This is a genomic window from Noviherbaspirillum pedocola, from assembly GCF_016632335.1.
In the GTDB taxonomy this organism is placed as follows: domain Bacteria; phylum Pseudomonadota; class Gammaproteobacteria; order Burkholderiales; family Burkholderiaceae_D; genus Noviherbaspirillum_A; species Noviherbaspirillum_A pedocola.
In genome coordinates this window covers 226,190-252,865 of sequence record NZ_JAEPBG010000003.1, presented here as the reverse complement: position 1 = coordinate 252,865, position 26,676 = coordinate 226,190, and the positions used below count along the sequence as shown (strand labels likewise).

Below are 26,676 nucleotides of genomic sequence, written 5' to 3'. Positions count from 1 at the left end.
CATGGCGGCAATCAAGGCAATCCTGTTCGATCTTGACGATACGCTCTGGCCTATCGTTCCCGTCATTTCTCGCGCGGAAACATTGCTGCAGGAATGGATCCATATCCATGCACCGCGTGCGGTAACCGGCTACAGTATCGATGAGATGCGCCGGCGCCGACTCGCACTGATGCGCGCCGAACCGCGTTATGCGATCGACCTGGCGGCGCTGCGGCACGCGGTTCTGACACAACATTTTCATCAGTGCGGTGAGGATGGGAGGCTGGTCGAAGCGGCGATGGCCGTATTTTCCGCCGCGCGCAACGAGGTGACGCCCTTTCCGGATGTGCATCCGGTGTTGGATCGCCTTCGCGGCAGACTCCTGCTCGGTTCGATCTCCAACGGCGTAGCCGATCTGGAAACGATAGGCATGGCGCATTATTTCAAGGCGTCGGTGGCGGCGCACCGCTTCGGCACTGCCAAGCCGGATCCGGCGATCTTTCATGCCGGTTGCGAAGCGCTGGGCGTAGCGCCGGAAGAAGCAGTCTATGTCGGTGACGATCCTCTGCTCGACGTCGAAGGCGCGCAAAAGGCGGGGCTGCGCGCCGTCTGGCTGAAACGCCTGGAAATGCTGCCGTCGCGCAACATGCCCGAGCACATTCGACCGGATGCCACTTGCGGCAGCCTGATTGAATTGGAGCAATGGCTGGACGACAGTATGATGGGCCCCGCCCGAACCGTTCTACAGGATTGATTAACGCAAATGCAACTCGATCATCGCGCACAAACTTTGCTGAAGGCCTTGGTGGAGCGGTATATCGCCGAAGGGCAGCCGGTTGGTTCTCGCGCCTTGTCGAAAATATCCGGCCTGGACCTCTCCCCTGCGACCATACGCAACATCATGGCCGACCTCGAGGAAATGGGGCTGGTCGCCAGTCCGCACACCTCAGCCGGCCGCATCCCGACGCCGCGCGGCTACCGCATGTTCGTCGACACCCTGCTCACGGTGCAGACGATCGATGAAACCACGGTCGGATTCAAGCTGCAGCCTGGCAGACAAAGCCCATCGCAGCAGCGCATCCTTTCCAATGCCGCGCAGGTGCTGTCCTCGCTGTCGCAATTTGCTGGCGTGGTGGTGACCCCGCGGCGGGAATCGGTGTTTCAGCAGGTTGAATTCCTGCGGCTGTCGGAAAAGCGGGTGCTTCTGGTCATCGTGGCGCCGAACGGCGAAGTGCAGAACCGGCTGCTGCTGACCGACGTTGACTACACCCGCACCCAGCTCATCGAAGCGGCCAACTACATCAACCTGCATTACGGCGGCCTGAGTTTCGACGACGTGAAGCTCAGGCTGCAGGCCGAACTGCGCCAGCTGCGCGATGACATGACGGCCCTGATGCAGGCCGCCGTGGAAGCCGGCAGCGACGCCATGACCGAGGACAATGACGAAGTCGTCATTTCCGGCGAACGCAATCTGCTGGCGGTGACCGATCTTTCCTCGAACATGAGCTCGCTGCGCAAGCTGTTCGACATGTTTGAGCAGAAAACCGGCCTGATGCGCCTGCTCGACGTATCGTCCAAGGCCAGCGGCGTGCAGATCTTCATCGGCGGCGAATCGCAACTCGTGCCGGTGGAGGAAATGAGCGTGGTCGCCGCGCCCTATGACGTCAACGGCAAGGTGGTCGGCACGCTGGGCGTGATCGGACCGACGCGCATGGCGTATGAGCGGGTAATTCCGATCGTTGACATCACCGCCAAGCTGCTGTCGAACGCACTGAGCCACAACGGATGAAAATCGGCCTGATTTCCGACACCCATGGCCTGCTGCGGCCGCAGGCGCTGGAAGCCTTGCAGGGTGTTGAACGCATCATCCATGCCGGCGACATCGGCAACATGGACATACTCGACGCGCTGGCGCGGATTGCGCCGGTCGACGCGGTGCGCGGCAACAACGACAACGGCGCTTGGGCGCGGGATATCCCCGAGCGGCAAACGCTGCATTTCGACGGCATCGACATCCTGCTGCTGCACGATGTGAAGGAATTGCGCCGCGAGATTCCCGCCGCGCGGGTGGTGATCGCCGGTCATTCACACAAGCCGCAGGTGGCGGAAAGAGAGGGCGTGCTGTACGTCAATCCCGGCAGCGCCGGCCCGCGGCGCTTCAAGTTGCCGGTGAGCGTGGCAATCCTGGAAATCCATGCCGGCACCGTTGCCGCGACGATCGTGGAACTGCAGATTTGAGCTTTGCCGGCGGCAGCGATATCGGCTGTTGCGGCTATCTGTGACGATGCGGGCAATCTGTCTTCGTGCAATGCGCATACAGGGCCAGCGCATGTTCGGTCAGCTTGAAGCCGCGTTCCAGCGCAACGTTCTGCTGCCTCGCCTCGATTTCCGCATCGAAGAATTCCTCCACCAGTCCGCAATCCAGGCATACCAGATGGTCATGATGCGAGCCCTCGTTGAGCTCGAACACCGCCTTGCCCGACTCGAAATGATTGCGGCTCAACAAGCCGGCCTGTTCGAACTGCGTCAGCACCCGATACACGGTGGCCAGGCCGACATCCATGTTTTCGGCCAGGAGGATCTTGTACACGTCTTCGGCGCTCAGGTGGCGCACCGTGCTGTTCTGAAAAATCTCGAGAATCTTCAAGCGCGGCAGGGTCGCCTTGAGACCGCTGGCTTTCAGATCGGAGGAGTTGTTGGGCATGAAATTGCTCGGATGCAGATGAACTGCTTTATCATATAGCGTTTGACCACCTCGCTCAATCGACTGAGATTTCCCTATGCGTCTGCTGTTTCCCCGCTCCGGCCGTCTGCCGGCGCCTGCTTCAGGTGCGCTGTGCGTGCTGTTCGCGGCTTGCCTGGCAGGCTGCGCATCGAAAAATCCGCTGATCGATGATCCGCAAGTTGCGACCCGCAGCGAAGCGCCGAAGGCACAGGCCGCGGCTCCGGCCTCGGTGCCGACCTCGTCCGACCACGACACCGTGCAAACCACGCGCGACAAACCTTTCCTCGGCTTTCTCCGCCCTTACCGTCCCGACATCCAGCAAGGCAACTTCGTTTCCCGCGAAATGATTTCGCAGCTGCGCGAAGGCATGAGCCAGGACCAGGTGCGTTTCATCCTCGGCACGCCGCTGCTGACCGACGTCTTCCATGCGAACCGCTGGGATTACCCGTTCCGCATCCGCAAGGGCAATGGCGAAACCACCGCGAGCCGCGTCACGCTGTATTTCGAAGACAACCGCCTGACGCGCATCGTCGGCGGCGACCTGCCGACCGAAGCCGATTACCTGTCGCGCATCGCCGGTGAAAAGCAGAAGAAAGGCGACGCCAAGCCGGCCGCGGAAGCGACGCCGTCTCCCGCCGCCGATACCCGCACCCCCGCAACAGCTCAACCATGAATCCTATGAAAATCGCAGTCGCCGGCGCTTCCGGCCGGATGGGTCGCATGCTGATCGAAGCCATCCGCAACGATGCCGATGCACAACTCGCCGGCGCGCTCGATGTGCCCGGCTCCATCGGCATCGGCACCGACGCCGCCGCCTTCCTCGGCCATGACAGCGGCGTGAAAATCGCCTCGGACTTCGCCACGGCCCTGGCCGACGCGCAATACCTGATCGACTTCACCCGCCCCGAAGGCACGCTCGCGCACCTGGAATACTGCGCCGCGCACGGCATCAAGATGATCATCGGCACCACCGGCTTCGACGCCGCCGGCAAGGCCGCCATCGCCGCCGCCGCCGAGAAGATCGCCATCGTGTTCGCGCCGAACATGAGCGTCGGCGTGAACGTGACGATGAAGCTGCTCGAACTGGCCGCGAAGAATTTCTCCGAAGGCTACGACATCGAAATCATCGAGGCGCACCATCGGCACAAGGTCGATGCGCCGTCGGGCACCGCGCTGCAGATGGGCGAAGTCGTCGCAAAGGCGCTCGGCCGCGACCTGAACGAAGTCGGCGTGTTCGCGCGCGAAGGCGTCACCGGTCCGCGCGACCCGTCCTCGATCGGCTTCGCGACGATACGCGGCGGCGACATCGTCGGCGACCACACGGTGCTGTTCGCCGGCATCGGCGAGCGCATCGAGATCAGCCACAAGTCGTCCAGCCGCGCCAGCTATGCCAGCGGCAGCCTGCGCGCGGCGCGTTTCCTCGCCGAGCGCGAGCGTGGACTGTTCGACATGCAGGATGTCCTGGGCCTGCGCTGACGACGCGGCGGTGTAGGTTTCGATGCCTGCGCCATCACGACGTCTGTCGGCAGCGCTCCTTTTGTCCCTGCTGATCCATGGCGGGGCCTTCATGACGCTGCGCTACCGTGCGAACTCGCCGATACCATTGGTTGCGCCTCCCGTGCCGATCGAAGTGACGCTACTGCCACCGACGCCGCCTGCCGTTGCCGCGCCGGTGGCGCCGCCGAAACCTGCCGAAGCGCCCAAACCGGCGGAGCCGCCGAAACCGGTCGCAGCCAAGCCACCACCGGAAAAGAAGACACCGCCCAGACCGGTGAAACCGGCGCCCGAGCCGCATCGCGCTGTACCAAAGCACGTGCCCAAGCCGTCGCCGGAACAGGTCCCGGCTGCCCCACCTGCCGCGCCCGCTGCGCCTGCAGTGACAGCCGCGCCGACGCCGACGCCGAATCCGGCGCCGGAAGCACCGGTGGCACCGCCCGCGCCACCTGCACCGCCCGCGCCGCCGGTGCACACGGGCGCATCGATTCCCGCGAGCTATGCCGCCACCAACCGTCCGCCAGTGCAGCCGCCGCGCTCGATACGCAACGGCGAGGAAGGCACGGTGATGTTGCGGGTCCAGGTACGCGCCGACGGCAGCGCCGGAGAAGTCCAGATCGCGCAATCCAGCGGCTTTCCGATGCTCGACGACGCGGCGAAAAGCGCGGTGCAGAACTGGCATTTCCATCCGGCCACGCTGGACGGCAAGCCGATCACCGAATGGTTCCGCGTTCCCATCAACTTCAAACTCAGCAATTAAGCACAGCACACCATGAATCCGACGATCGCGAATCAAAACCTGGGACTGGCCCACTACTGGGCGCAAGGCGACGCCGTGTCGCATGCGGTGGCCTATGTGCTGCTGCTGATGTCCATCATCAGCTGGTACTACATCCTGGCGAAAGCCTGGAGTTCCTGGCGTATCCGCAGGAGCGCCGGCAGCCTCGAAGCCTTTTGGAAGGCGCCGACGCTGGCCGACGCGATCGACGTGGTGCGCGCCGCCGACAGCGAGCAGGTCTATACGCCCCTGGCCGCGCAAAGCCTGGAAGCGGCCAACATCCGCGCGCAGGAAAATTCGCTCAACGCCAGCGTCGACCCGAGCGAGCTGATCACCCGCACGCTGCGCCAGCAAATCAACCGCGTCGCGGCGCGGCTCGAGAACGGCCTGACGCTGCTGGCCTCGGTCGGCTCGACCGCGCCCTTCGTCGGCCTGTTCGGCACCGTCTGGGGCATCTACCATGCGCTGATCGCGGTGTCCGCGGCCGGCACGGTGCAGATCGACAAGGTCGCAGGCCCCGTGGGCGAAGCGCTGATCATGACAGCGCTCGGCCTGGTGGTCGCGATTCCCGCGGTGCTGGCCTATAACGCCTTCACCCGGGTCAACCGCGTCACGCTGGCGGAACTCGATGCCTTTGCGCACGATCTGCATGCATATCTGACCACCGGCAGCCGCATCGGCAAATAAGGAGACAAACCCATGGCATTCGGCGGATTCAACGACGACAAGCAGGGCGCGCCCATGTCCGACATCAACGTCACGCCGATGGTGGACGTGATGCTGGTGCTGCTGGTGATCTTCATCATCACCGCGCCGCTGTTCACCCATGCGGTGAAGCTGGATTTGCCGGCGGCGCAGGCAGCTCCCGCGCCGGAAAAGCCGGAAACCATCACGCTGTCCATTGACGGCGCCGGCAAGATCTACTGGAACGATGCGCCGATCGAGCAGGCCGACCTGGCAGCCAGAATGTCGGCTGCTGCACAGAAGCAGCCGCAGCCCGAGCTGCAGCTGCGCGCCGACAAGGGAACGCGCTATGAAGTCATCGCGCAGGTCATGGCCGCCGCGCAGAACAATGGCCTGACCAAGCTCGGCTTCGTCACCCAGCCGACGGAAAAATAGCGATGGCGCGCGTGGCGCTCGACGGCAGGCGCATCACCGATTGGCCGTCCTTTCACCGGGAATCGCAGGCCGCCTTCGGCTTTCCGGCGTATTACGGCGCCAATCTCGATGCCTGGGTCGACTGCCTGTCCGGCGTGCGCGATGGCGACGGCATGAGCGGTTTCGCGCTTGGTCCGGGCGAGATGCTGGAGATCGAGCTGCAGCATGCGGATGTCTTGCGCAGCAAAACGCCGCGAATCCTGGAAACACTCGAAGCCCTGATCGATGCGGCCAACGAGCGGATCACGGATGCCGGGCAGAAGCCGGGGTTGCGCTTGATTGAAACCTGAACCCGGCGCGGCTGCGTAGGTTGGGCTGACGAAGGAAGCCCAACATGCTCGCGGCCCGCAGGCGCCCGATGTTGGGCTTGCCAGCCCAACCTACGAGGAATGCGCGCCGAGCGCCTAATGAGCCGACCGCTTCGAAACGCCCTCTTTCCCCACCCACCCCGCGCAGCGGCCTGCCAGTATAATCCCCGGTTCACATCCACTTTCGCCGCACCGCCATGCAAGAAAAATACAGTCACGCCGAGGTCGAGCAAGCCGCGCGCGACCACTGGCAATCCATCGATGCCTACCGCGCCGTAGAACACGCAAAAGACAGCAAGGGTAACGAGAAGCCGAAGTTCTATGCCTGCTCGATGCTGCCCTACCCGTCCGGCAAGCTGCACATGGGCCATGTGCGTAACTACACCATCAATGACGTGATGTACCGCCATCTGCGCATGAGCGGCTACAACGTGCTGATGCCCATGGGTTGGGATGCCTTCGGCATGCCGGCGGAAAATGCGGCGATGGCCAACAAGGTGCCGCCGGCGCAATGGACGTATTCCAACATCGCGTACATGAAGCAGCAGATGCAGTCCATGGGCCTGGCCATCGACTGGTCGCGCGAAATGACTGCCTGCAAGCCGGATTACTACAAGTGGAACCAGTGGATGTTCCTGAAGATGCTCGAGAAAGGCATCATCTACCGCAAGACCGGCACCGTGAACTGGGACCCGGTGGACCAGACCGTGCTGGCCAACGAGCAGGTGATCGACGGCCGCGGCTGGCGCTCGGGCGCGCTGATCGAGAAGCGCGAAATCCCGATGTACTACGCCCGCATCACCGACTACGCCGAGGAATTGCTCGAACGCGTCGAGAACGATCTGCCCGGCTGGCCCGAGCGCGTGCGCGTGATGCAATCGAACTGGATCGGCAAGTCGGTCGGCGTGCGCTTCGCCTTCCCGTATGACCTGACCGAAGTCGGCAGCACCACGCATCCGCTGCCGGCCGACACCGGCGACTTCCCGCTGAAGGGCAAGCTCTGGGTGTTCACCACCCGCGCCGACACCATCAAGGGCGTGACCTTCTGCGCGATCGCGGCCGAGCATCCGATGGCGCAACTGGCCGCGCGCGCGAATCCGGAGGTCGCGGAATTCATCGCCGAATGCAAGCGCGGCAGCGTCATCGAAGCCGACATGGCGACGATGGAAAAGAAGGGCATCCCGACCGGCATGTATGTCGAGCATCCGCTGACGAACAAGCTCATCGAAGTCTGGGTTGGCAACTATGTGCTGATGAGCTACGGCGAAGGCGCAGTGATGGGCGTGCCGGCACATGACGAGCGCGACTTCGCGTTTGCAAAGAAGTACGTGTTGCCGATCGAGCAGGTCATCGATGTGGACGGCAAGCTGTTCTCCAACGAGACCTGGCACGACTGGTATGCCGACAAGGAAAACGGTCGCTGCATCAATTCGGGCAAGTACGACGGCATGAATTACCAGCAGGCCGTCGACGCGATCTCTGCCGACCTCGCCGCCAAGGGTCTCGGTGAAAAGAAGGTGACCTATCGCCTGCGCGACTGGGGCATCTCGCGCCAGCGTTACTGGGGCACGCCGATTCCCATGATCCATTGCGCATCCTGCGGCGACGTGCCAGTGCCGGAAAAGGATCTGCCGGTAGTGCTGCCGGAAGACTGCGTGCCGGACGGCAGCGGCAATCCGCTGAACAAGCACGAAGCCTTCCTGCATGTCGATTGCCCGCAATGCGGCAAGCCGGCGCGGCGCGAAACCGACACGATGGACACCTTCGTCGATTCGTCCTGGTACTACATGCGCTACTGCTCGCCGGGCAACAGCGAGGCGATGGTCGATGCACGCAATGACTACTGGATGCCGATGGACCAGTACATCGGCGGCATCGAGCACGCGGTGCTGCACCTGCTCTATGCGCGCTTCTGGACCAAGGTGATGCGCGACCTTGGCCTGGTCAAGTTCGACGAGCCCTTCACCCGCCTGCTCACGCAGGGCATGGTGCTCAACGAAACCTATTACCGCGAAGATGCCTCGGGCAAGAAGACCTGGTACAACCCCGAGGAAGTCGAACTGGCCTTCGACGACAAGGGTCGCCCGGTATCGGCGACGCTGAAGGCAGACGGTCAGCCGGTGCAGCTCGGCGGCACCGAGAAGATGTCGAAGTCGAAGAACAACGGCATCGATCCGCAGGCGCAGATCGACCAGTACGGCGCCGACACCGCGCGCCTGTTTACGATGTTCGCCGCGCCGCCGGAGCAGACGCTCGAATGGTCGGGCTCGGGCGTGGAAGGCGCGAACCGCTTCCTGCGCCGCGTATGGAGCTTCGGCCAAGCGAACGCGGGCCGCATCGCGCATACCGCCGTGGTCGACTTCGCCACCTTGCCGGAAAACCTGAAGACCCTGCGCCGCGAAACGCACAAGGTGCTGCAGCAGGCCGACAACGATTACCGCCGCATCCAGTACAACACCGTGGTTTCAGCCTGCATGAAACTGCTGAACCTGCTCGAGGGCGCAAAACTGGCCGACGAGCCGGCATCGAACGCGGTGCTGTATGAAGGCTTCTCGATCTTCCTGCGGCTGTTGTATCCGGTCGCGCCGCACATCACCCATGTGCTGTGGCAGGAGCTCGGCTATGCGAACAGCTTTGGCGACATCCTCGACGCGCCCTGGCCGCAGGTCGATGCCGCGGCGCTGGAACAGGCCGACATCGAACTGATGGTGCAGGTCAACGGCAAGCTGCGCGGCAGCATTCGCGTGCCGCGCGAAGCCGACCGCGCCGCGATCGAAGCGGCGGCAATGGCTTCCGAGGGCGTGCAGAAATTCGTCACGGGCGCGCCGAAGAAGATCATCGTCGTGCCGGGCAAGCTGGTGAACATCGTCGCATGAAGACAGCTGCCATTTCCCACGGCCGGCGCCTGGCCGCCGCCGCCCTCGTCGCTGGTCTACTGTCCGGTTGCGGCTTTCACATGCGCGGCAGCGGACCGCAGGAGCCTTTGCCGTTCAAGACGCTGTATCTCGCCTTCGCGCCGGAGTCGCCGCTCGGCGTCGAGCTGCGGCGCAATCTGCGTGCTGTCAATCAGGTGCAACTGGTGGATGATCGCAAGGCAGCCGAAGCCATTCTCGAGCCGCTGACCGACAGCCGCGACAAGCAGGTGCTGTCGCTGAACAGCCAGGGTCGAGTGCGTGAGTTCAACCTGTTCTATCGCTTCTCCTTCCGCGTCGTCGACAACGCCGGCCACGTGCTGCTGCCGACTTCGCAGGTGACCGTGCGGCGCATCCTGCCGTACAACGAGAACCAGGCCCTGGCCAAGGAAATCGAGGAAGCGCAGCTGTACCGCGAGATGCAGAGCGACGTGGTGCAGCAGGTGCTGCGCCGCATCTCCTCGATCAAGCCGCAGCCGCCGGCGCAAGGCTGAGATGCAGCTGCGACTCGACGCGCTCGACGCCCATCTCGGCAAGACGCTCGCGCCCCTGTATGTGATCGCCAGCGACGAGCATCTGCTGGCGCTGGAGTCGGCCGACCGCATCCGCCGCGCCGCGCGCGAGCGCGGCTACACCGAGCGCGAGGTGATGACGGTCGAGCGCGGCTTTCGCTGGAGCGCGCTGGCAGCGGCCAGCCAGTCGCAATCGCTGTTTGGCGACCGCAAGCTCATCGAGCTGCGCATTCCGACCGGCAAGCCCGGCAAGGATGGCGGCCAGGCGCTGCAAGCCTATGTCGGCATGCTGTCGCCGGACAATGTCACGCTCATCACGCTGCCCGAGCTCGACTGGGCGTCGAAGAAGGCCGCCTGGGTCACGGCGCTGCAGAATGCCGGCGTGTATCTCGAGATCGGCCGCGTCGAACGCGCGCAATTGCCGGGCTGGATCGGCACACGCCTCGCCGCGCAAGGCCAGAGCGCGGAGCGCGACAGCCTGGACTTCATCACTGAACGCGTCGAAGGCAATCTGCTGGCCGCGCACCAGGAGTTGCAGAAGCTGGCGCTGCTGTATCCGCCGGGCCGGCTGTCCTTCGAGCAGGTGCACGATGCGGTGCTGAATGTGGCGCGCTATGATGTGTTCAAGCTTAACGAAGCGATGCTCGCCGGCGACTGCGCGCGCCTGGTGCGCATGCTCGAAGGCCTGGAGGGCGAAGGCGAAGCGCTGCCACTGGTGCTGTGGGCCATGGCCGAGGAGATCCGCACGCTGATCAAGCTGCAGTCGGGATTGGCCGATGGAAAGCCGTTGGCGGCGCTGCTGAAGGAAAACCGGGTGTGGGGTCCGCGCGAGCGCCTGGCCGATGCCGCGCTGCGCAGGCTACCTCTGCCCTGGCTGAAGGACGCGCTGCGCGAAGCGGCGCAGATCGACCGCATGGTGAAGGGCCTGAGGCCGCGCGGCTTTTCCGGGGATGCGTGGGATGCGCTGCTGCAGCTGGGATTGAAGATCGCGCAAGGCAGACGCTGAACATGTCGTCTTCGTAGGGTGGGCGCAGCCCACGCGTTTTCTTGCGTGCCGCAGACCGCGTGGGCTGCGCCCACCCTACGAAGACCCGAGATTTTTTGGGTCTGCTCGACCGCGCACCAGGTCTATCAATCGTGGAGCGCATGGCTGGAGCAGTCGCTACACAAGAGTCCGCGACTGGGTTATCACCGTTACGCAAGGCAAGGACGCCAAGCCACGAAAGAATCGAAAAGGCAATGCAAATGGACATCAAGCAATACATGAATGAAGTCGGCCAGCGCGCCCGCGCCGCGTCGCGCGGCATGGCTCGGGCCGGCACCGCCGAAAAAAACCGTGCGCTGCTGCTGATCGCGGCCGCGATCCGGCGTGACGCCGAAGCGCTGAAGGCGGCCAATGCACGCGACCTCGACGCCGCACGCGCAGCCGGCATGGAAGCGGCGATGCTGGACCGCCTCACGCTATCGGAAAAGGCCATCGCCACCATGGCCGAAGGCCTGGAGCAGATCGCTTCGCTGCCGGACCCGATAGGCGAAATCAGCAACATGAAATTCCGCCCTACCGGCATCCAGGTCGGCCAGATGCGCGTGCCGCTGGGTGTGATCGGCATCATTTATGAAGCCCGACCGAACGTGACCGTGGACGCCGCCGGCCTGTGCATCAAGAGCGGCAATGCAACGATCTTGCGCGGCGGCTCGGAAGCGATCCATTGCAATCAGGCGCTGGCAAAGCTGGTGCAGGAAGGCATGGCCGGCGCAGGACTTCCGGCCGATGGCGTTCAGATCGTCGAGACCACCGACCGCGCCGCGGTCGGCGAACTGATCACGATGCCTCAATACGTCGATGTGATCGTGCCGCGCGGCGGCAAGGGCCTGATCGAGCGCCTGATGCGCGAATCGCGGGTGCCGATGATCAAGCACCTCGACGGCATCTGCCATGTCTATATCGACGATCAGGCCGATATCGCTAAAGCGCTGCCGGTGGCCTTCAATGCCAAATGCCATCGCTACGGCACCTGCAATACGATGGAAACCCTGCTGGTGGCGCGCGGCATCGCCAAGGAAGTGCTGCCGCAGCTTGCCGAGCTGTACCGCACCAAGGAAGTCGAACTGCGCGCCGATGAGGAAGCGCATGCGATCCTCGAAGGCTATCCGCATCTTGCGCGCGCGACCGAGGAAGACTGGGGTACCGAATACCTCGCGCCCATCCTCGCGGTGAAGGTGGTGGCAGACATGGATGAAGCGATCGCCCATATCAACACCTGGTCGTCCAAGCACACCGACGCCATCATCACCGAGAACTACAGCCGCGCGATGCGCTTTCTGCGCGAAGTCGATTCCGCCTCGGTGATGGTGAATGCCTCCACCCGCTTCGCCGACGGCTTCGAATACGGCCTGGGCGCGGAAATCGGCATTTCCAACGACAAGCTGCATGCGCGCGGCCCGGTCGGCCTGGAAGGGCTGACCTCGCTGAAGTACGTGGTGTTCGGCCACGGCGAAGTGCGGCAGTAAGCGCGCGCCAACCATAGGGAAAGGCATCCATGCTCTGGGTCAAATCGCTGCACATCGTCTTCATTGCGTCCTGGTTCGCCGGCCTGTTTTACCTGCCGCGCATCTTCGTCAATCTCGCGATGGAAACGCATGAGGTCGCGACCGCGCGCCTGCTGCTGATGGCCAGGAAGCTGTTTCGCTTCACCACGATACTGGCGGTGCCGGCGGTGATCTTCGGCGTGTGGCTGTGGCTGGGCTACGGCATCGGGCGAGGCCCCGGCAACGGCTGGCTGCATGCGAAGCTGGCGCTGGTGATCCTGGTCATCGGCTATCACCATGCCTGCGGCTCGCTGCTGAAGAAATTCGAGGCTGGCGTCAACAAGCGCAGCCATGCCTGGTACCGCTGGTTCAATGAAGTGCCGGTGCTGCTGCTGCTGGCCATCGTGATCCTTGTGGTGGTCAAGCCCTTCTGAAGCTTCCCAACGTGCAAACCGATATCGAAAGCCCCGCCATGTCCCGTACCTGCGCCTACTTTGTCGCCCCGCCCTCGCCCTATGTGTATCTGGGCCACGAGCGCTTTATTGAACTCGCGCGCCGCCATGGCGTGGAGATCGACATCAAGCCTTTCGATATCGGCCGCGTCTTCGCGCAGTCGGGCGGATTGCCATTGCCCAAGCGTGCGCCGCAGCGCCAGGCTTACCGGCTGGTGGAGCTGGAACGCTGGAGCAGCTTTCTCGGCCTGCCGCTGAACCTGCATCCGCGCTTCTTTCCGGTGGCTGGCGATCCGGCGGCGAAGCTGATCATCGCGGCCAAGGCGCATGGCGTCGATGCGGCGCTGGCGCTTTCGGGCCGGATCTCGCGCGCGATCTGGGCCGAGGAAAAGGACATTTCCGATCCCGACACCCTGGCCGCGCTGGCGCAGGCCGCCGGCCTCGATGGCGCGGCGCTGCTGGCGGCATCGAAGGGCGATGACGTCGCGGCCGAATATGCGCGCAATACCGAGGACGCCATCGCCGCCGGCGTATTCGGCGCGCCCTGGTATGTGTTCGAAGGCGAGCCGTTCTGGGGACAGGACCGGCTCGACTTCCTCGAACGCGCCTTCGCGCGCGGCTGAACCACCGCTACGCACCACAGACGAGCGGCCCGGCGCCGCTCGATCGTTTTTCATCCACGGACAAAAGGTACCCCCAATGACCATGTATTCCTATTTCTGCCCCTGCCCGCGCGGCCTCGAAGCCGCGCTGGCCGAGGAACTCGGCGAGATCGCGCAGGACAGCAAGACCCTGAAGATCCACAACCAGGTGCCCGGCGGCGTGCACTGCTCGGGCCACATCGACGACGCCTGGCGCATCAACCTGCATTCGCGCATCGCTTCGCGCGCGCTGCTGCGCATTGCGCAATCGAGCTATCTGAACGAGAACGATGTCTACGACCTGGCGCTGGCCGCGCCCTGGGAAGACTGGTTCGAAGTGGATCACACGATCCGCATCGACGTCACCGCGATCAAGTCGCCGCTGAAAAGCCTGGAGTTCACCACGCTCAAGATCAAGGACGCGGTCTGCGACCGCTTCCGCGACCTCTGCGGCAAGCGGCCGTCGGTCAACACCAGGACGCCGGACATGCGCATCTTCGCGTTCCTGGATGCGCGCAACATCACGCTGTACCTCGACACCTCGGGCGAGCCGCTGTTCAAGCGCGGCTGGCGGCTCGACACGGGCGACGCGCCGCTGCGCGAGAACCTGGCCGCGGGCCTGTTGCGGGTGGCGGGCTGGAAGCCGGGCGAAGTGCTGTTCGATCCGATGTGCGGCTCGGGCACCATCCTGGCCGAGGCTGCGCAGATGCTGGCCGGCATTCCGCCCGGTGCGCGCCGCGCCTTCGCCTTCGAGAAATTCAATGCGCATGACGCCTCGGCCTGGCGCGCCCTGAAGGGCAGCGTCAAGCCGAATCCGCTGCCGGCCGCGCCCAGCATCTTCGGCAGCGACATTTCCGGCGACATGGTGGTAATGGCGCGCAGCAATCTGCAGCGCGCCGGCATTGCGTTCGACGTGCCGTTGAAGCAGATCGAGGCGCAGGAAGTGAAACCGCCTTCAGAGCTGCCGGGTTTCATGATCACCAACCCGCCCTATGGCGAGCGCATCGGCGTGCGCGGCGACAGCAGCGTTGGCGAGGACGAGCTTGCCACGGCCTTCTTCAGCGCCTTCGGCAGCACGCTCAAGACACGCTTTCCCGGCTGGAAAGTGTTCCTGTTCACCGCCGACCTCGGCCTGCCGCGGCTGATGCGGCTGAAGGAATCGCGCAAGACGCCCTTCTACAACGGCGCCATCGAATGCCGGCTGTTCCGCTTCGACATGGTGGCCGGCTCGAACCGGCGCGAAGCCAAACCGGCCGGCTGAGGCAGCGTTCGTCTTGTCCATCGTCGACACCATTCGCGGCTGGGCGCGGCGCATCAAGCGCGATGCGCTGATGCTGTGGTTCGCCAGCCGTCATCCCGATACGCCCTGGCTGGCCCGGCTGCTGTGCGTGGTGGCAGTGGCGTATGCGCTCAGTCCTATCGACCTGATTCCGGATTTCATCCCGGTGCTTGGCTTTGTCGACGATGCGCTGCTGCTGCCAGCCCTGCTGTGGCTGGCGCTGCGGCTGCTGCCGCCCCATGTGGTCGACAGCAGCCGCGCCGAGGCGCAGGCATGGATGGATGCGCAGCGGGAACGGCCGAAAAGCCATGCGGGCGCGGCAATCATCGTGCTGATCTGGCTGCTTGGCGCGTATGGCGCCTGGCGCTGGTGGCAGGCATGAGACGCGGGCTGCCGCGTGCCTGGCGCGATATGCGCCGGCATCGCCGCCCCCGACCGCGTGCCTGCACCCTGCGTGCGCTGCCATATATTGATCAATGTGCTGGAATGGAGACTCAATTTCTCAGTCGTACATCCGTTAATCAATGGCAAGGTCCATCCTGCCCGCCTGCCATTGCGCCGCGTTCACGGCACCGCACTCCGGAAATCTTCCTGCCACAACAGAATCATCGCCCATGCTGATCGCTCCGCTACCCGCCAATGAGGCCGCGCGTCTGCGCCTGCTCAAGCACCTGGAACTGCTCGACACGCCGCCGGAGGAAAGCTTCGACCGCATCACCAGGCTGCTTGCCGGGATGCTGCAGGTGCCGATCGCGCTGGTGAGCCTGATCGATGAAAATCGCCAGTGGTTCAAGTCCCGGATAGGCACCGATGTCTGCGAAACGCCGCGCGACATTGCCTTCTGTGCCCATGCGCTGCATGAAGCGGACATGCTCGTCATCGAAGATGCGCATGCCGACACCCGTTTTGCCGACAATCCGCTCGTCGTCGGGCCGCCTTTCATTCGCTTCTACGCCGGCGTGCCGCTGCGCAGCCATGACGGCCTCGTGCTCGGCACCCTGTGCGCCATCGATACCCAGCCGCGCAAGCTCGCTCCAAACGCCGCCGCGGCGCTGCGCGATCTCGCCAGAACGCTGGAGCGCGAGATCGCCCAGCGCGAGGCGGCAATGGATACCCGCCTGGTGCAGGAACAGGACCGGCGCACGCTAGCGCTTTCCGAGGCGCGCTTTTCCACGGTGTTCCAGCGCTCGCCGACGGGCAAGGCCCTGGTCGATCTGCAGGGCCGGTTCATCGACGTCAATCCCAAGCTATGCGAGATCACCGGTTATGCCGCGGAAGAGCTGCTGCAGAAGACCTTTGCCGAGATCACGCATCCGGACGATCTGGAGCAAGACCTGCGGCTGCTGGCGGAACTGATGGTCGACCGGCGCCAGAGCTTTTCGATGGAAAAGCGCTATCTGCGCCGGGACGGCTCCTGGATCTGGGTACAGATCAGCGTATCGCTGGTGCGCGATGAGGAAGGCACGCCGGTGCACCTGATCGCCGTGATTCAGGACATCGCCGATCGCAAGCGCGACGAAGCGTTGCAGCACGACTATCAGGCCGAACTTGAGCACAGGGTACGGGAACGCACCGCCGCGCTGGCCGCCAGCCGCGAAATGCTGCAGACCATCACGGACAACCTGCCGGTGCTGATTGCGCATGTAAACCGCGAACTGCGCTACACCTTCAACAACGACATGTACCGCCAGGTGTTCGGCGTCGATACGTCCGAGCTGACCGGCAAGCCTCTGGCGAGTGTGCTGCGCCCGGAGCTGTACCAGCAATTGCTGCCCTATTTCCGCCGCGCGCTGGCGGGCGAGCGCGTCACCTGCGACAACGTGCGCTACAGCCTTGCGCAGCCGCGCGTCTGGAGCGGCACCTATGTTCCCGATGTGCGCGACGGCGAAGTCGTCGGCTTCTATGTGATGTCGCAGGACGTGACCGAACGCAAGCGCGCCGAAAAGCTGATGCATGACAAGGCCATGCTCGATCCCCTGACCGGCCTGCCGAACCGGCGCGCGCTGCATGAAAAGATGGAGCAAAGCTTCAGTGCAGCGAGCGCATCCGGCGCATCCGGCGCATCCGGAGATAGCGGCGCCGGCCTGGCGCTGTTCTTCATGGACCTGGACGGCTTCAAGGGCGTCAACGACAGCCATGGCCATGAAACCGGCGACGCCTTGCTCAGGCAGGTTGCGCAACGCATTCGCCAGGTGGTGCGGCAGCAGGACTTCGTCAGCAGGCTTGCCGGCGATGAATTCGTGGTCGTTGCTGAACACATTCCCGTGGCCGCGTGCGAGCGCGTTGCCGAGAGCATACGCGCGGCGCTGGCGCGCCCCTTCGTGCTCGACGATTGCACGGTATGCATCGGCACCAGCATAGGCATCGCGCTACGTCCGCCGGAGCGGCAGACCGGCACGGCGCAATTGCTGTCCGAGGCCGATGCGGCGATGTATGAAGCCAAGCGCCGCGGACGCAACGGGTATTGCTTCGCACCGACGTCGCCGCCCGCGTCCTGACCGGCGTCCATGGCAGGCATGCGCCCGTTTCAGCGCTCATGCCTGCAACGGCAGCCGCAGCACCTCGGTTTCATCTCCCACGGCCGGATGCGTCGAGAATCCCAGCCTTCGGACCAGGCCCAGCAGCGCGCGATTGCTGTGCAGCGCTTCGCCGACGATCTCGCGTATGCCGCGGCTGCCGCAATAAGCGATCAGCTTTTCCATCAGCAACCGGCCCAGGCCCTGCCCTTTCATGTCCGAGCGCACGATGATGGCGAACTCGGCCTTGTTGCCATCCGGGTCGGCGATGGCGCGCGCCACGCCCAGGGTTTCGAAACTGCCGTCAGCACGCCTGCGGCTGGCGATGAAGGCCATCTCGCGGTCGTAATCGATCTGCGTGAGCCGCGCGAGCTGCGCCGGCTGCAGCTCGCGCATGCGCGAGAAGATGCGCAGCCGCACATCCTCGGGGTCGAGCGCATTGAAGAAGCGCAGGTGTTCCTCGCCATCCTCGGGCCGTATCGGCCGCAACAGCAGCGGCTTGCCCTGCCAGGACACGGTTTCCTCGAGTTCCTTCGGATACGGCCGGATCGCCAGGCGCCGCGATGCGCTTCCCGTCGCCGGCCGTGCCAGCTTGACCCGCGCATCGAGCGCGATCACGCCATTGGCGTCTGCCAGGAGCGGATTGATGTCCAGCTCCACGAGCTCGGGCTGATCGATCACCAGCTGCGACAAGGCCACCAGAACCCGACCTATTGCCGCCATGTCCGCCGGCGGGCGGTTGCGGTAACCCTTGAGCAGCCGTGCCACCCGGGTGCGCGCAATCAGCGACTGCGCCAGCGCATGGTTCAGCGGCGGCAATTCCATCGCATGGTCGTCGCTGACCTCGACTTCGACGCCGCCCTGGCCGAACATGATGACCGGGCCGAACACCGGGTCGGTGGCCACGCCCAGCAGCAGCTCATGCGCCAGCGGACGATGCGCCATGGCCTGCACCGTGAAGCCGGCGAGCGTGGCCTCGGGCAGCATCTTGGTCAGGCGGCGATGCATGGCCGCGGCGGCGGCGCGCACCGATTTCGCGTCTTCGAGATCGAGGGCGACGCCGCCGACATCGGACTTGTGCAGGATCTGCGGCGACAGAATCTTCACCGCGACCGGAAAGCCGATCTCCTCGGCGAACTGCGCCGCTTCCTCCGGCGTGGCCGCGGTGCGCGTGGCCACTACCGGGATGCCATAGGCTTCGAGCAGATGGCGTGATTCCGGCTCGGACAGCGTGCTGCGGCCGGCATCGAGCACCTCGCGCAGCAGAGTCGCCGCCACCTCGCGCTGCGGCGCGAAATCTTCCAGCATCGACGGCGGCACCTGCATCAGCGTCTGCTGGTTGCGGCGGTACTGCACGATCTGCATGAACGCGCGCACCGCTTCCTCGGGCGTGGCATAGGTAGGAATGCCGCGCTCCGAGAAGATGTGCCGCGCATCCAGCAGGCCGTCGCCGCCGAGCCAGCAGCCGAGCACATTGCGCGAAGTCTGCGCGGCCAGCGGCGCGACCGCGTGCGCGATCTCGCGGCTGTCGACGATTGCGGTCGGCGCGTGGATGAACAGCAGCGCATCGCATTCCCGGTCCTGCAGCGCCGCCTCCATCGCCGCGACATAGCGTTCGGCCGGCGCGTCTCCGATGATGTCGATCGGATTGCCATGCGACCAGGTCGGCGGCAGCGCCGCATCGAGCTTGTCCAGCGTTGCCGGCGACAGCTGCGCAAGCTTGCCGCCTTCGGCCATCAGCGCATCGGTGGCCATCACGCCCGGTCCGCCGCCGTTGGTGAGGATGCACAAGCGCTCGCCAAACAACGGCTTCGAACGCGCCAGCGTCTCCGCCGCGCTGAACAGGTCTTCGGTGTTGAACACCCTGAGCATGCCGGCGCGGCGAATCGCGGCGTCATAGACCGCGTCCGAGCCGGCCAGCGCGCCGGTATGCGAGGCCGCGGCGCGCGCGCCTTCGACCGCGCGACCGGCCTTGATCACCACCACAGGCTTGCTGCGGCCTGCAGCGCGCGCGGCGGACATGAATTTGCGCGCATTGTGGATGTCCTCCACGTACATCAGGATCGCGCGCGTGGCGCCATCGCTGGCGAGGTAATCGAGCAGGTCGCCGAAATCGACGTCGGCGCTGTCGCCCAGCGACACGAAGCGCGAGAAACCGATGTCGCGGCTTTTGGCCCAGTCGAGCACGCCGGTCACCAGCGCGCCGGATTGCGACAGGAAGGCGATGCGGCCGGGCTTGATATTGGTGTGCGCGAAGCTCGCGTTCAGGCCGATGCCGGGCGCGAGCAGTCCGACGCAGTTCGGACCGAGTATGCGCAGCAGATGCTTGCCCGCAGCCTCCAGCATGCGCTGGCGCAGCGTGACGCCATGCGCATCGCACGTTGAAGACAGGCCCGCGGTCAGCACCACCGCGGCCTTCGTCCCGCGCGCGCCCAGCTCGGCAATGATGCCCGGCACGGTGTGCGGCGGCGTGCAGATCACTGCCAGATCCGGCGCCGCTGGCAACGCTGCGATGTCGGCATACACCGGCCGCCCCTGCAACTCGCGGTATTTCGGATTGACCGCATACACCGGGCCCGTGAAGCCGCCGGAAAGCAGGTTGGTCAGCACCGTCGCGCCAACGCTGTGCGCTCTTTCGGATGCACCGATCACCGCGACCGACTTCGGTTCGAACAGGAACTGCAGGTTGCGTATGCTCATTTCGACTCCCGACCTGGAATGCGAGGTTTCTGGCAGGCATGGCGAATTTTGACCTGAGTCAAAATCCGCCAAAACATGAATGCGGACAAGGCGCTGCGTTGTGGACTGGGGCCTCCAGTGCGCATACGCTTTCGGTGCGCATCGGATGCACGCGCCCCGGCGCAACAACCTTCTCTAGACAACGCATCCATTGATGAATTCCAGCGAAAGGACCTTGCCATGTCTTACAAAACCATCCTGGTGCATGTCGACCAATCGCGCCATGCGCCGCAGCGCATGCGCATCGCCGCCGACCTGGCGCTGCGCCACGGCGCGCATCTGATCGGCGCTGCCGCCACCGGCCTGTCGCGCTTCGTCGCCGCCACCGGCGGCATCAACATGCAGGACCCGGCGCTGACGCAGCACCTGAACTTCCTGCGCCGTCAGGCCGAAAGCGCGCTGGCGCAATTCGAGGAAACGGTGCGCGCGGCCGGCGTGCCCTCGTGGGAGCGGCAATTGGTCGAGGATGAACCGGCCGGCGGCATCAGCCTGCTCGCGCGCTACACCGACCTGGTGGTGCTGTCGCAAACCGATCTCGATGAAGCCCTGCCCGGCATTGGCTCGGACTTCACGGAGTATGTGGTGGGCAATTGCGGCCGGCCGGTGCTGGTGGTGCCGTATGCCGGGCAGTTCGAGCATGTCGGCCGGCATGCGCTGGTGGCTTGGGACGGCAGCCTTGCTGCCAGCCGCGCCATCGCCGGCGCGTTGCCATTGCTGTGCGCGGCGCAGGATGTGCGGGTCGTGGTGTTCAATGCCGACAAGCAGGTCAATGTGCATGGCGAGCAGCCGGGCGCGGACCTGGCACTGTATCTGGCGCGGCATGGATTGAAGGTGGAAGTGCTGCAGGAAACCACCGAACAGGACAGCGGCAATGCGCTGCTGTCGCTGGCCGCCGATGTAGGCGCCGACCTCCTGGTGATGGGCTGCTACGTGCATAGCCGCTTCCGCGAGATGCTGCTCGGCGGCGCCTCGCGCACCGTGTTCGAATCGATGACGTTGCCGGTGCTGATGGCGCATTGAACCGCGCACGGTGCTGTGTATTGAGCGCCTCGCCTTATTGCAGTTCCGGCCCCAATCCGATCGGGGCCGGCGCAATGCTGACAATGGTGGAAAACAGTTTGTCGAAGCTGCCCTTCACCTCCTGACCGGCCAGCGGATCGACATTGCCCGAGAAAGCCCGGTGCGCATCGCGCCATTCCTCGTCGGTCAGGAAACGCGTCAATACCGGGAACAGGGTTTCTTCCTCCAACCGCATGTGACGGAAATAAAAATCGGCATAGCGTTCGACCATGTCGCGCAACGGCAGCAGCAGCGCGGCGCCGCCGAATTCATAGCGGATCACCATGTGCTCCAGCTCGCGCACCATGGCTTCACCTTCGGCATGCTGCGTTTCGAGTTCGTTGATCACCTCGTCATAATCGCCGGTATGGCGCGCCAGTGGAGCGAACAGCCATTGGTCTTCCTTCGGATGATGCAGCCGCTCCGGATAATCGGCGATATAAAGCAGCATCGCGCGAAACACCTTCGCATCCGGATGCGCGCCGGACTGCGCCGCGCGCAGCAGATGCCGCAATCCCTGCAGAATTGCGGCCAGGCGTTCATGCTCTTCATGCAGCATGCGCAGCGTGGATGTGGCGGATGGCTTGGCCTTGGTCGTCAACATGATGTGTTTCTCCAGTACGGTCACACTTGTCGGCAACGCGTCTTCACGCTGCCTGCACGCCGGCGAACCCGGTCAACAGGTATTGCAGCAGTTCGCGCACCGGGCGTATGGCGCGGCCAAAGGGCAGCGGTTCGGAGCCACGGAAGAACAGGCCGCGCTGCACATCACCCTTGAGCGCATAGCCCAGGCGCAGATCGATGCAGAACTGGCCGGCCTTCGCGTCGCCATCACGCAAGCCGCATTGATGCAGGCAATCAAAAGACACGATGCAATCGCGCTTGTGCGCCTTGGTGCACAGCTTCTCTTCCTTCAGCAGATAGGATTCCAGCCAGGGTGTCTTCACCGCCCGCGCCGGCAGGCCGGCCGTGCTCATGAAGGTAACGATGTCCTCGGGCCGCGCTTCGGCCAGCACGCGCTTGAATTCGGGATGGGCATCGCCTTCCTCGGTCACCGCGAAGGGCGTGCCGAGCTGCACGGCGGATGCGCCGAGATTCAGCAAGCCCCGTACCTGTTCATGGCCATGGATGCCGCCAGCGGCAATCAGCGGGATGCGTTCGCGCTCGATGCCGAGTTCGCGCAGCACCTGCAATGCGCCTTCGATCACGCGCGGGAAGGCATACTGCGGCGCATTGATTTCCTCGATGCGCGGCGCGCCGAGATGGCCGGCGGCAAAGCGCGGATTCTCGATCACGATGGCATCCGGCAGCCGGTTGCGGCGCATCCATTTCTTCAGCACCAGCGCGATGCCGCGGGCATCGGACAGGACGGGAATGAGCGCGACATCGGGAAACGCGGCGGTCAGCTCCGGCAGGTCCAGCGGCAGTCCGGCGCCGACCACGATGGCTTGCGCGCCGCTTTCGCAGGATTGCCGCACATAGGCGGCGTATTCGGCGACGGCGCGCATGACATTCACCGCGACCATGCCGCGTCCTTGCGCCAGGTCCAATGCGGCGCGCACTTCACGATCCAGCGCAACGAGGTTTGCCGCATTGATCGCGGCCTTGTCGCGCGACTTCGCGGTCGCGGCCATCAGGTCCGGATGATGCCGGCGCAAATCGACGCTGGAGATCGTTCCCATCGCGCCGAGGCTGGCGACAGTGCCGGCCAGGCGATGCGCGGAAACACCCACGCCCATGCCGCCCTGCACGATGGGCAAGAGTTGATGGTTCTTGATGATCAGGGGAGGCAAGGCAGTTTGCTGCACGATGGGCTTGGGAATGATGGGGACGGCCGACTGTAGCAAACGGGGGTTTTTGAAAAATTGATATGGGTCAAAATTGCCCGGGAGGGATGGAGCGGGTAAATGGGCAAGCGGATTTGTGTTGTGGCAGCAGTCACCGTGCATGCTGACGATATATCCGGCAAGTCTCCATATCTTCGTGATGACATCCGTAGCACTGCACGCCGCAATGATTCGTGCCGCCCACGCGGTCATGTCTTCATTGCGGTATGCGGCAAGGAGAGAAGAAACTCGGTGGCCAGCGCGACGCAGCGCTCATAGCTCGGGGTATAGCGCAGCGTACGGATAGCGGCGAACCGGCTAGTAAGGGGTGACGCATGCGCAACAATCTCGCGCAAGAACACTTCTCGATGGCGCATCAGGAACGGCGCTGCCGCGCGCAATGCCTCGGGCTCCCGCTCGATCACCAGGCACAGGTCGAACAGGTCACGCGCCGTGGGCCGATCACCACGGTGCCACATCTTTTTGGCGACGATCTCCGTCGAGGTCTCGACTCGCACGGGCCTGTCGAACAACACCCATTCCTCGACAGCCGAGGGCATCAAGTTCGGCGATGCGACGAAGTCGATTTCCCCTTCCGGCAAACTGAGCTTGATGAACTGCGCGCCTTCCTCGTAATCAGCACAGATGCTGGCCGCGACATCGGACAGGCGGGGGCTCACGTACCCGAGGTACTGCGGATCGGGAACGAACAAATCGATGTCGTTGGACAAGCGGTGCTGATACCGCAACATCAGCACCGTGCCGCCGCCAAAAGTCCAGTATGGGTTGGACCTGCCATGCCGGTCGATTTCATCGATCAGGGTCAGCGCGTGCCGCAGCAGAATTTGCCACGGGCCGTCGGGCAGGCTGGACGGCGCGCTCACTGCCACACCGTACGGTACAGGTGCAAGGTGCGCGACCAGTGCGACAGGTGTTTCCAGATGCGCTTCGGCGCAACGCCGGTCTGGGTAGCGGCTTCCTCCACCGCCTTGACCACCAAAGGCAATGGTGCCTCATCCAGAATGGCTGACACATGCGGTTCATATCCTCGCGGAATCGCGCCCGACGCCAGCGCTTCGGCCAGCCTTTCCTGCGTCAGTTGGCCTTCGTAGCTGACATTGGCTGCCACAGTGGCCTTGAACAAGCCGCGCTGACTGGCATGCGGCTGCAAGTTCAATTCCAGACCGAGCAGGGCCAGCAGCGTCATCAGCTTCGCAACGCCGAGATCCTTGATGCGGCCCGATTCCAGCTGGTTGATCGTCAAGCGCGACAAGCCTGCCATCCTGGCGAGCTGTGCCTGCGTGAGCTGCAATTCGGTGCGGCGCTTTTCAACCTGGCGGCCGATTTCGAGAAGTTGCATGGTTCCCCCACAGCAGAAAATATGCAAAACATACCTTACATTTTGTCTGCAGGCCAGTGGCATGGGTCGCGCGTGCGACGCAAGCACCTGTCCTTCCCGGGCACGGCAAACGAAAGTGCCGAGATCGGCGGCTGCCGAACTTTGTCGACCTCATCGGTTTCTGCGCGAGCGCATCAGGGCTCCCGCAAGGCCGCGGGAATCAATCTCCCGATTTGGTGAACTGCCCCACCAGAAAATCCAGAAACACCCTGCTGCGCGCCGGCATATGCTGCCGGCTCGGATAAAACGCAAACAGATCCGCCGGCGGCGGCGCATAGTCCGGCAGCACCACCTGCAGCCGTCCCGAGGCCAGGTACTTGGCCGCATCCCATTCCGAGCGCAGCAGGATGCCGTGGCCATCGAGCGCCCAGCCCAGCACCACGTCGCCATCGTTGCTCGACAGCGTCCCGCTCACCTTGACATTAATCTCACGCCTGCCCTTCATCAGCCGCCAGATGCCCCAGGCATCGTCGTTCTGACGGTGCACGATGCAGCTGTGCTGCGCCAGGTCTTCCGGCGTCTGCGGCATGCCGGCGCGCTTGAGGTAGGCCGGCGAAGCGCACAGGAAACGCCGGTTCGACAGGATGCGGCGCGCGGTGAGCCGGGTGTCGGGCAAGGCGCCGAAACGAATGCCGAGATCGAAGGCTTCTTCCACCAGGTCGATCGGCCGGTCAGTCAGTTGCAATTGCACCTCGACTTCGGGATAGCGCTTTGAAAAGCGCGAGATCAGCGGCGCAATCGTGGTACGGCCGAAACCAAGCGTGGCATTCACCCGCAACAGCCCGCGCGGCGCGGCGCGGCTGCTCGAGACCTCGTCTTCCATCACGCGGATGTCGTCAAGGATGCGCGTCGCATGCGCCAGATACACCTGACCTTCGCCGGTCAGGCTCAGGGTACGCGTGGTGCGATTGACCAGGCGCACGCCAAGCCGGGCTTCCAGCTGCGACAGCCGCTTCGTCACCGCCGGCGGCGTGATGTCGAGCTCGCGCGCAACCGCAGACAGGCTGCCGCGCTTGGCCAGCAGCACGAAGAAGGCCATGTCTGAACTGATGTCATTCTTAACCATGGGTGAAGTATGGAGTGAACCTGGGTGAATTATAGGAGCGCCCGAGGCGGCTATGCTTTGCCACACTGTTCAACCCGCAATGGATATACCGCCATGAGAATCGTAGAAATCCGCGAAAAGACCTGCCCGATCAGCTCGCCGATCCGCAATGCCTACATCGATTTTTCCAAGATGACGCTGTCGCTGGTGGCCGTCATCACCGATGTGATCCGCGACGGCAAGCCGGTGGTCGGCTACGGCTTCAACTCCAATGGCCGTTACGGCCAGGGCAATCTGATGCGCGAACGCTTCATTCCGCGCGTGCTGGAAGCCGATCCGGAAAGCCTGGTGAACGCCGATGGCAGCAACCTCGATCCGCACAAGATCTGGGATTGCATGTTCAGGAATGAAAAGCCGGGCGGCCACGGCGAGCGCTCGGTGGCGATGGGCACCATCGACATGGCGGTGTGGGATGCGGTGGCGAAGATCGCGAACAAGCCGCTGTACCAGCATCTGGCCGATGAATACGGCGACGGCAAGCCGAACCGCGAAGTGTTCGTGTACGCGGCCGGCGGCTACTACTATCCCGGCAAGGACGACACCATGCTGCAGAACGAGATGCGCAGCTACCTCGAGCGCGGCTACAGCGTGGTGAAGATGAAGATCGGCGGCGCCAGCCTGGCCGAAGACCAGCGCCGCATCGAATCGGTGCTGTCCATCCTCGGCGACGGCCAGCGGCTGTGCGTGGATGCCAACGGCCGCTTCGACATGGACACCGCCGTCGCCTACGCCAAGGCGCTCGACCAGTACAACCTGTTCTGGTACGAGGAAGCCGGCGATCCGCTCGACTATGAGTTGCAGGCGGTGCTGCGCAGCTATTACCGCAATCCGATGGCCACCGGCGAAAACCTGTTCTCGATGCAGGATGCCCGCAACCTGATCCGCTACGGCGGCATGCGCGCCGACCGCGATTGGCTGCAGTTCGATTGCGCACTGTCCTATGGCCTGGTCGAATACCTGCGCACGCTGGACATGCTGCGCGAGCACGGCTGGTCACCATCGCGCTGCATTCCGCACGGCGGTCACCAGATGTCGCTGAACATTGCCGCTGGCCTGGGCCTGGGCGGCAATGAATCGTATCCGGACCTGTTCCAGCCCTTCGGCGGCTTCCCGGACGGCGTGGAAGTCAAGGACAGCCGCATCGTGATGCCGGAATTGCCGGGCATCGGTTTCGAGGGCAAGTCGAACCTGATTTCGGTGATGCAGGAATTGAGCGCCTGATCGACTGTCAGCGAACGCGACGCCGCTGTCCGCCCGGCGCCGGA

27 protein-coding genes are annotated in these 26,676 nt (G+C 64.2%); 20 read left to right on the top strand and 7 right to left on the bottom strand.

What is annotated here, in order from left to right:
- The first annotated feature begins 1 nt into the window (after position 1).
- Genes JJB74_RS09615 through JJB74_RS09605 form a run of 3 tightly spaced genes read left to right on the top strand, consistent with a single transcriptional unit; the run spans position 2 to position 2,217 of the window.
- The gene (locus tag JJB74_RS09615; protein ID WP_200591632.1) at positions 2–733 is read left to right on the top strand and encodes an HAD family hydrolase; all 732 of its coding nucleotides are present in this window, start codon (positions 2–4) and stop codon (positions 731–733) included.
- Positions 734–742: 9 nt separating this feature from the next.
- Positions 743–1,768, top strand: coding sequence for a heat-inducible transcriptional repressor HrcA (gene hrcA, locus JJB74_RS09610; RefSeq protein WP_200591631.1), 1,026 nt, complete (start codon positions 743–745; stop codon positions 1,766–1,768).
- The gene (locus JJB74_RS09605; RefSeq protein WP_200591630.1) at positions 1,765–2,217 is read left to right on the top strand and encodes a metallophosphoesterase family protein; all 453 of its coding nucleotides are present in this window, start codon (positions 1,765–1,767) and stop codon (positions 2,215–2,217) included. The genes hrcA and JJB74_RS09605 overlap by 4 nt, the downstream gene beginning before the upstream one ends.
- Before the next feature lie 34 nt (positions 2,218–2,251).
- Here JJB74_RS09605 and fur read toward each other — a convergent pair whose 3' ends face one another.
- Positions 2,252–2,683 (bottom strand): ferric iron uptake transcriptional regulator, encoded by a 432-nt coding sequence (fur, locus tag JJB74_RS09600; RefSeq protein ID WP_200591629.1) that lies wholly within the window; start codon positions 2,681–2,683, stop codon positions 2,252–2,254.
- Between the two features lie 76 nt (positions 2,684–2,759).
- Between fur and JJB74_RS09595 the strand changes: the two genes are divergently transcribed.
- From JJB74_RS09595 to JJB74_RS09525, 15 genes are all read left to right on the top strand, one after another.
- The gene (locus JJB74_RS09595) at positions 2,760–3,377 is read left to right on the top strand and encodes an outer membrane protein assembly factor BamE (RefSeq protein ID WP_200591628.1); all 618 of its coding nucleotides are present in this window, start codon (positions 2,760–2,762) and stop codon (positions 3,375–3,377) included.
- The gene (gene dapB / locus JJB74_RS09590) at positions 3,374–4,180 is read left to right on the top strand and encodes a 4-hydroxy-tetrahydrodipicolinate reductase (protein WP_200591627.1); all 807 of its coding nucleotides are present in this window, start codon (positions 3,374–3,376) and stop codon (positions 4,178–4,180) included. The genes JJB74_RS09595 and dapB overlap by 4 nt, the downstream gene beginning before the upstream one ends.
- Positions 4,181–4,202: 22 nt before the next feature.
- Positions 4,203–4,958 carry an energy transducer TonB gene (locus JJB74_RS09585; protein WP_200591626.1) on the top strand — a complete coding sequence of 252 codons (756 nt, stop codon included), beginning with the start codon at positions 4,203–4,205 and terminating at the stop codon, positions 4,956–4,958.
- Between the two features lie 12 nt (positions 4,959–4,970).
- On the top strand, positions 4,971–5,663 hold the full coding sequence (locus JJB74_RS09580) for a MotA/TolQ/ExbB proton channel family protein (protein ID WP_200591625.1): 693 nt from the start codon (positions 4,971–4,973) through the stop codon (positions 5,661–5,663).
- Positions 5,664–5,675: 12 nt separating this feature from the next.
- On the top strand, positions 5,676–6,095 hold the full coding sequence (locus tag JJB74_RS09575) for an ExbD/TolR family protein (RefSeq protein ID WP_200591624.1): 420 nt from the start codon (positions 5,676–5,678) through the stop codon (positions 6,093–6,095).
- A 2-nt stretch (positions 6,096–6,097) separates the two neighbouring features.
- The gene (locus JJB74_RS09570) at positions 6,098–6,424 is read left to right on the top strand and encodes a barstar family protein (protein WP_200591623.1); all 327 of its coding nucleotides are present in this window, start codon (positions 6,098–6,100) and stop codon (positions 6,422–6,424) included.
- 215 nt (positions 6,425–6,639) lie between these two features.
- Positions 6,640–9,318, top strand: coding sequence for a leucine--tRNA ligase (leuS, locus tag JJB74_RS09565; RefSeq protein ID WP_200591622.1), 2,679 nt, complete (start codon positions 6,640–6,642; stop codon positions 9,316–9,318).
- Positions 9,315–9,848 (top strand): LPS-assembly lipoprotein LptE, encoded by a 534-nt coding sequence (locus JJB74_RS09560; protein WP_200591621.1) that lies wholly within the window; start codon positions 9,315–9,317, stop codon positions 9,846–9,848. Before leuS ends, JJB74_RS09560 begins: the two co-directional genes overlap by 4 nt.
- A 1-nt stretch (position 9,849) precedes the next feature.
- Positions 9,850–10,872 (top strand): DNA polymerase III subunit delta, encoded by a 1,023-nt coding sequence (gene holA / locus JJB74_RS09555; protein ID WP_200591620.1) that lies wholly within the window; start codon positions 9,850–9,852, stop codon positions 10,870–10,872.
- A gap of 233 nt (positions 10,873–11,105) precedes the next feature.
- Positions 11,106–12,377 (top strand): glutamate-5-semialdehyde dehydrogenase, encoded by a 1,272-nt coding sequence (locus tag JJB74_RS09550; RefSeq protein ID WP_325170117.1) that lies wholly within the window; start codon positions 11,106–11,108, stop codon positions 12,375–12,377.
- Positions 12,378–12,406: 29 nt separating this feature from the next.
- Positions 12,407–12,829: a CopD family protein gene (locus JJB74_RS09545; RefSeq protein ID WP_200591618.1), complete on the top strand. Its 423-nt coding sequence runs from the start codon at positions 12,407–12,409 to the stop codon at positions 12,827–12,829.
- Positions 12,830–12,867: 38 nt separating this feature from the next.
- Complete coding sequence (locus tag JJB74_RS09540; protein WP_200591617.1) at positions 12,868–13,470, top strand: 2-hydroxychromene-2-carboxylate isomerase; 603 nt, start codon at positions 12,868–12,870, stop codon at positions 13,468–13,470.
- 82 nt (positions 13,471–13,552) lie between these two features.
- Positions 13,553–14,749 (top strand): THUMP domain-containing class I SAM-dependent RNA methyltransferase, encoded by a 1,197-nt coding sequence (locus tag JJB74_RS09535; RefSeq protein ID WP_200591903.1) that lies wholly within the window; start codon positions 13,553–13,555, stop codon positions 14,747–14,749.
- Between the two features lie 13 nt (positions 14,750–14,762).
- Entirely contained in the window at positions 14,763–15,149 is a 387-nt protein-coding gene (locus tag JJB74_RS09530; protein WP_200591616.1) for a YkvA family protein, read from the top strand.
- A 232-nt stretch (positions 15,150–15,381) separates the two neighbouring features.
- Positions 15,382–17,265, top strand: coding sequence for a bifunctional diguanylate cyclase/phosphodiesterase (locus JJB74_RS09525; RefSeq protein ID WP_200591615.1), 1,884 nt, complete (start codon positions 15,382–15,384; stop codon positions 17,263–17,265).
- A 36-nt stretch (positions 17,266–17,301) separates the two neighbouring features.
- Here the strand turns inward: JJB74_RS09525 and JJB74_RS09520 are convergent, their stop codons facing one another.
- The gene (locus JJB74_RS09520; RefSeq protein WP_200591614.1) at positions 17,302–19,983 is read right to left on the bottom strand and encodes a bifunctional acetate--CoA ligase family protein/GNAT family N-acetyltransferase; all 2,682 of its coding nucleotides are present in this window, start codon (positions 19,981–19,983) and stop codon (positions 17,302–17,304) included.
- A 219-nt stretch (positions 19,984–20,202) separates the two neighbouring features.
- On the opposite strand from JJB74_RS09520, the gene JJB74_RS09515 reads away from it, so the two are divergent.
- Entirely contained in the window at positions 20,203–21,042 is an 840-nt protein-coding gene (locus tag JJB74_RS09515; RefSeq protein WP_200591613.1) for a universal stress protein, read from the top strand.
- Between the two features lie 34 nt (positions 21,043–21,076).
- On the opposite strand, the gene JJB74_RS09510 is transcribed toward JJB74_RS09515, so the two are convergent.
- From JJB74_RS09510 to JJB74_RS09490, 5 genes are all read right to left on the bottom strand, one after another.
- Positions 21,077–21,685: a hemerythrin domain-containing protein gene (locus JJB74_RS09510; protein ID WP_200591612.1), complete on the bottom strand. Its 609-nt coding sequence runs from the start codon at positions 21,683–21,685 to the stop codon at positions 21,077–21,079.
- A gap of 43 nt (positions 21,686–21,728) precedes the next feature.
- A complete protein-coding gene (locus tag JJB74_RS09505; protein ID WP_234484097.1) occupies positions 21,729–22,820 on the bottom strand; it encodes an NAD(P)H-dependent flavin oxidoreductase in 1,092 nt (363 codons plus the stop codon).
- A gap of 296 nt (positions 22,821–23,116) precedes the next feature.
- Positions 23,117–23,791 carry a nucleotidyl transferase AbiEii/AbiGii toxin family protein gene (locus tag JJB74_RS09500; protein ID WP_200591610.1) on the bottom strand — a complete coding sequence of 225 codons (675 nt, stop codon included), beginning with the start codon at positions 23,789–23,791 and terminating at the stop codon, positions 23,117–23,119.
- Positions 23,788–24,267: a helix-turn-helix transcriptional regulator gene (locus tag JJB74_RS09495; RefSeq protein ID WP_200591609.1), complete on the bottom strand. Its 480-nt coding sequence runs from the start codon at positions 24,265–24,267 to the stop codon at positions 23,788–23,790. Before JJB74_RS09495 ends, JJB74_RS09500 begins: the two co-directional genes overlap by 4 nt.
- A 199-nt stretch (positions 24,268–24,466) precedes the next feature.
- Positions 24,467–25,372, bottom strand: coding sequence for a LysR family transcriptional regulator (locus JJB74_RS09490; RefSeq protein WP_200591608.1), 906 nt, complete (start codon positions 25,370–25,372; stop codon positions 24,467–24,469).
- Between the two features lie 93 nt (positions 25,373–25,465).
- On the opposite strand from JJB74_RS09490, the gene JJB74_RS09485 reads away from it, so the two are divergent.
- The gene (locus JJB74_RS09485) at positions 25,466–26,632 is read left to right on the top strand and encodes a mandelate racemase/muconate lactonizing enzyme family protein (RefSeq protein ID WP_200591607.1); all 1,167 of its coding nucleotides are present in this window, start codon (positions 25,466–25,468) and stop codon (positions 26,630–26,632) included.
- Positions 26,633–26,676: the final 44 nt, after the last annotated feature.

Excerpts from the sequence above, each read along its gene's own strand:
- JJB74_RS09615 (WP_200591632.1), top strand. The coding sequence starts at position 2 with ATGGCGGCAATCAAGGCAATCCTGTTCGATCTTGACGATACGCTCTGG.
- hrcA (WP_200591631.1), top strand. The coding sequence starts at position 743 with ATGCAACTCGATCATCGCGCACAAACTTTGCTGAAGGCCTTGGTGGAG.
- JJB74_RS09605 (WP_200591630.1), top strand. The coding sequence starts at position 1,765 with ATGAAAATCGGCCTGATTTCCGACACCCATGGCCTGCTGCGGCCGCAG.
- fur (WP_200591629.1), bottom strand. The coding sequence starts at position 2,683 with ATGCCCAACAACTCCTCCGATCTGAAAGCCAGCGGTCTCAAGGCGACC.
- JJB74_RS09595 (WP_200591628.1), top strand. The coding sequence starts at position 2,760 with ATGCGTCTGCTGTTTCCCCGCTCCGGCCGTCTGCCGGCGCCTGCTTCA.
- dapB (WP_200591627.1), top strand. The coding sequence starts at position 3,374 with ATGAATCCTATGAAAATCGCAGTCGCCGGCGCTTCCGGCCGGATGGGT.
- JJB74_RS09585 (WP_200591626.1), top strand. The coding sequence starts at position 4,203 with ATGCCTGCGCCATCACGACGTCTGTCGGCAGCGCTCCTTTTGTCCCTG.
- JJB74_RS09580 (WP_200591625.1), top strand. The coding sequence starts at position 4,971 with ATGAATCCGACGATCGCGAATCAAAACCTGGGACTGGCCCACTACTGG.
- JJB74_RS09575 (WP_200591624.1), top strand. The coding sequence starts at position 5,676 with ATGGCATTCGGCGGATTCAACGACGACAAGCAGGGCGCGCCCATGTCC.
- JJB74_RS09570 (WP_200591623.1), top strand. The coding sequence starts at position 6,098 with ATGGCGCGCGTGGCGCTCGACGGCAGGCGCATCACCGATTGGCCGTCC.
- leuS (WP_200591622.1), top strand. The coding sequence starts at position 6,640 with ATGCAAGAAAAATACAGTCACGCCGAGGTCGAGCAAGCCGCGCGCGAC.
- JJB74_RS09560 (WP_200591621.1), top strand. The coding sequence starts at position 9,315 with ATGAAGACAGCTGCCATTTCCCACGGCCGGCGCCTGGCCGCCGCCGCC.
- holA (WP_200591620.1), top strand. The coding sequence starts at position 9,850 with ATGCAGCTGCGACTCGACGCGCTCGACGCCCATCTCGGCAAGACGCTC.
- JJB74_RS09550 (WP_325170117.1), top strand. The coding sequence starts at position 11,106 with ATGCAAATGGACATCAAGCAATACATGAATGAAGTCGGCCAGCGCGCC.
- JJB74_RS09545 (WP_200591618.1), top strand. The coding sequence starts at position 12,407 with ATGCTCTGGGTCAAATCGCTGCACATCGTCTTCATTGCGTCCTGGTTC.
- JJB74_RS09540 (WP_200591617.1), top strand. The coding sequence starts at position 12,868 with ATGTCCCGTACCTGCGCCTACTTTGTCGCCCCGCCCTCGCCCTATGTG.
- JJB74_RS09535 (WP_200591903.1), top strand. The coding sequence starts at position 13,553 with ATGTATTCCTATTTCTGCCCCTGCCCGCGCGGCCTCGAAGCCGCGCTG.
- JJB74_RS09525 (WP_200591615.1), top strand. The coding sequence starts at position 15,382 with ATGCTGATCGCTCCGCTACCCGCCAATGAGGCCGCGCGTCTGCGCCTG.
- JJB74_RS09520 (WP_200591614.1), bottom strand. The coding sequence starts at position 19,983 with ATGAGCATACGCAACCTGCAGTTCCTGTTCGAACCGAAGTCGGTCGCG.
- JJB74_RS09515 (WP_200591613.1), top strand. The coding sequence starts at position 20,203 with ATGTCTTACAAAACCATCCTGGTGCATGTCGACCAATCGCGCCATGCG.
- JJB74_RS09510 (WP_200591612.1), bottom strand. The coding sequence starts at position 21,685 with ATGTTGACGACCAAGGCCAAGCCATCCGCCACATCCACGCTGCGCATG.
- JJB74_RS09505 (WP_234484097.1), bottom strand. The coding sequence starts at position 22,820 with ATGGGCGTGGGTGTTTCCGCGCATCGCCTGGCCGGCACTGTCGCCAGC.
- JJB74_RS09495 (WP_200591609.1), bottom strand. The coding sequence starts at position 24,267 with ATGCAACTTCTCGAAATCGGCCGCCAGGTTGAAAAGCGCCGCACCGAA.
- JJB74_RS09490 (WP_200591608.1), bottom strand. The coding sequence starts at position 25,372 with ATGGTTAAGAATGACATCAGTTCAGACATGGCCTTCTTCGTGCTGCTG.
- JJB74_RS09485 (WP_200591607.1), top strand. The coding sequence starts at position 25,466 with ATGAGAATCGTAGAAATCCGCGAAAAGACCTGCCCGATCAGCTCGCCG.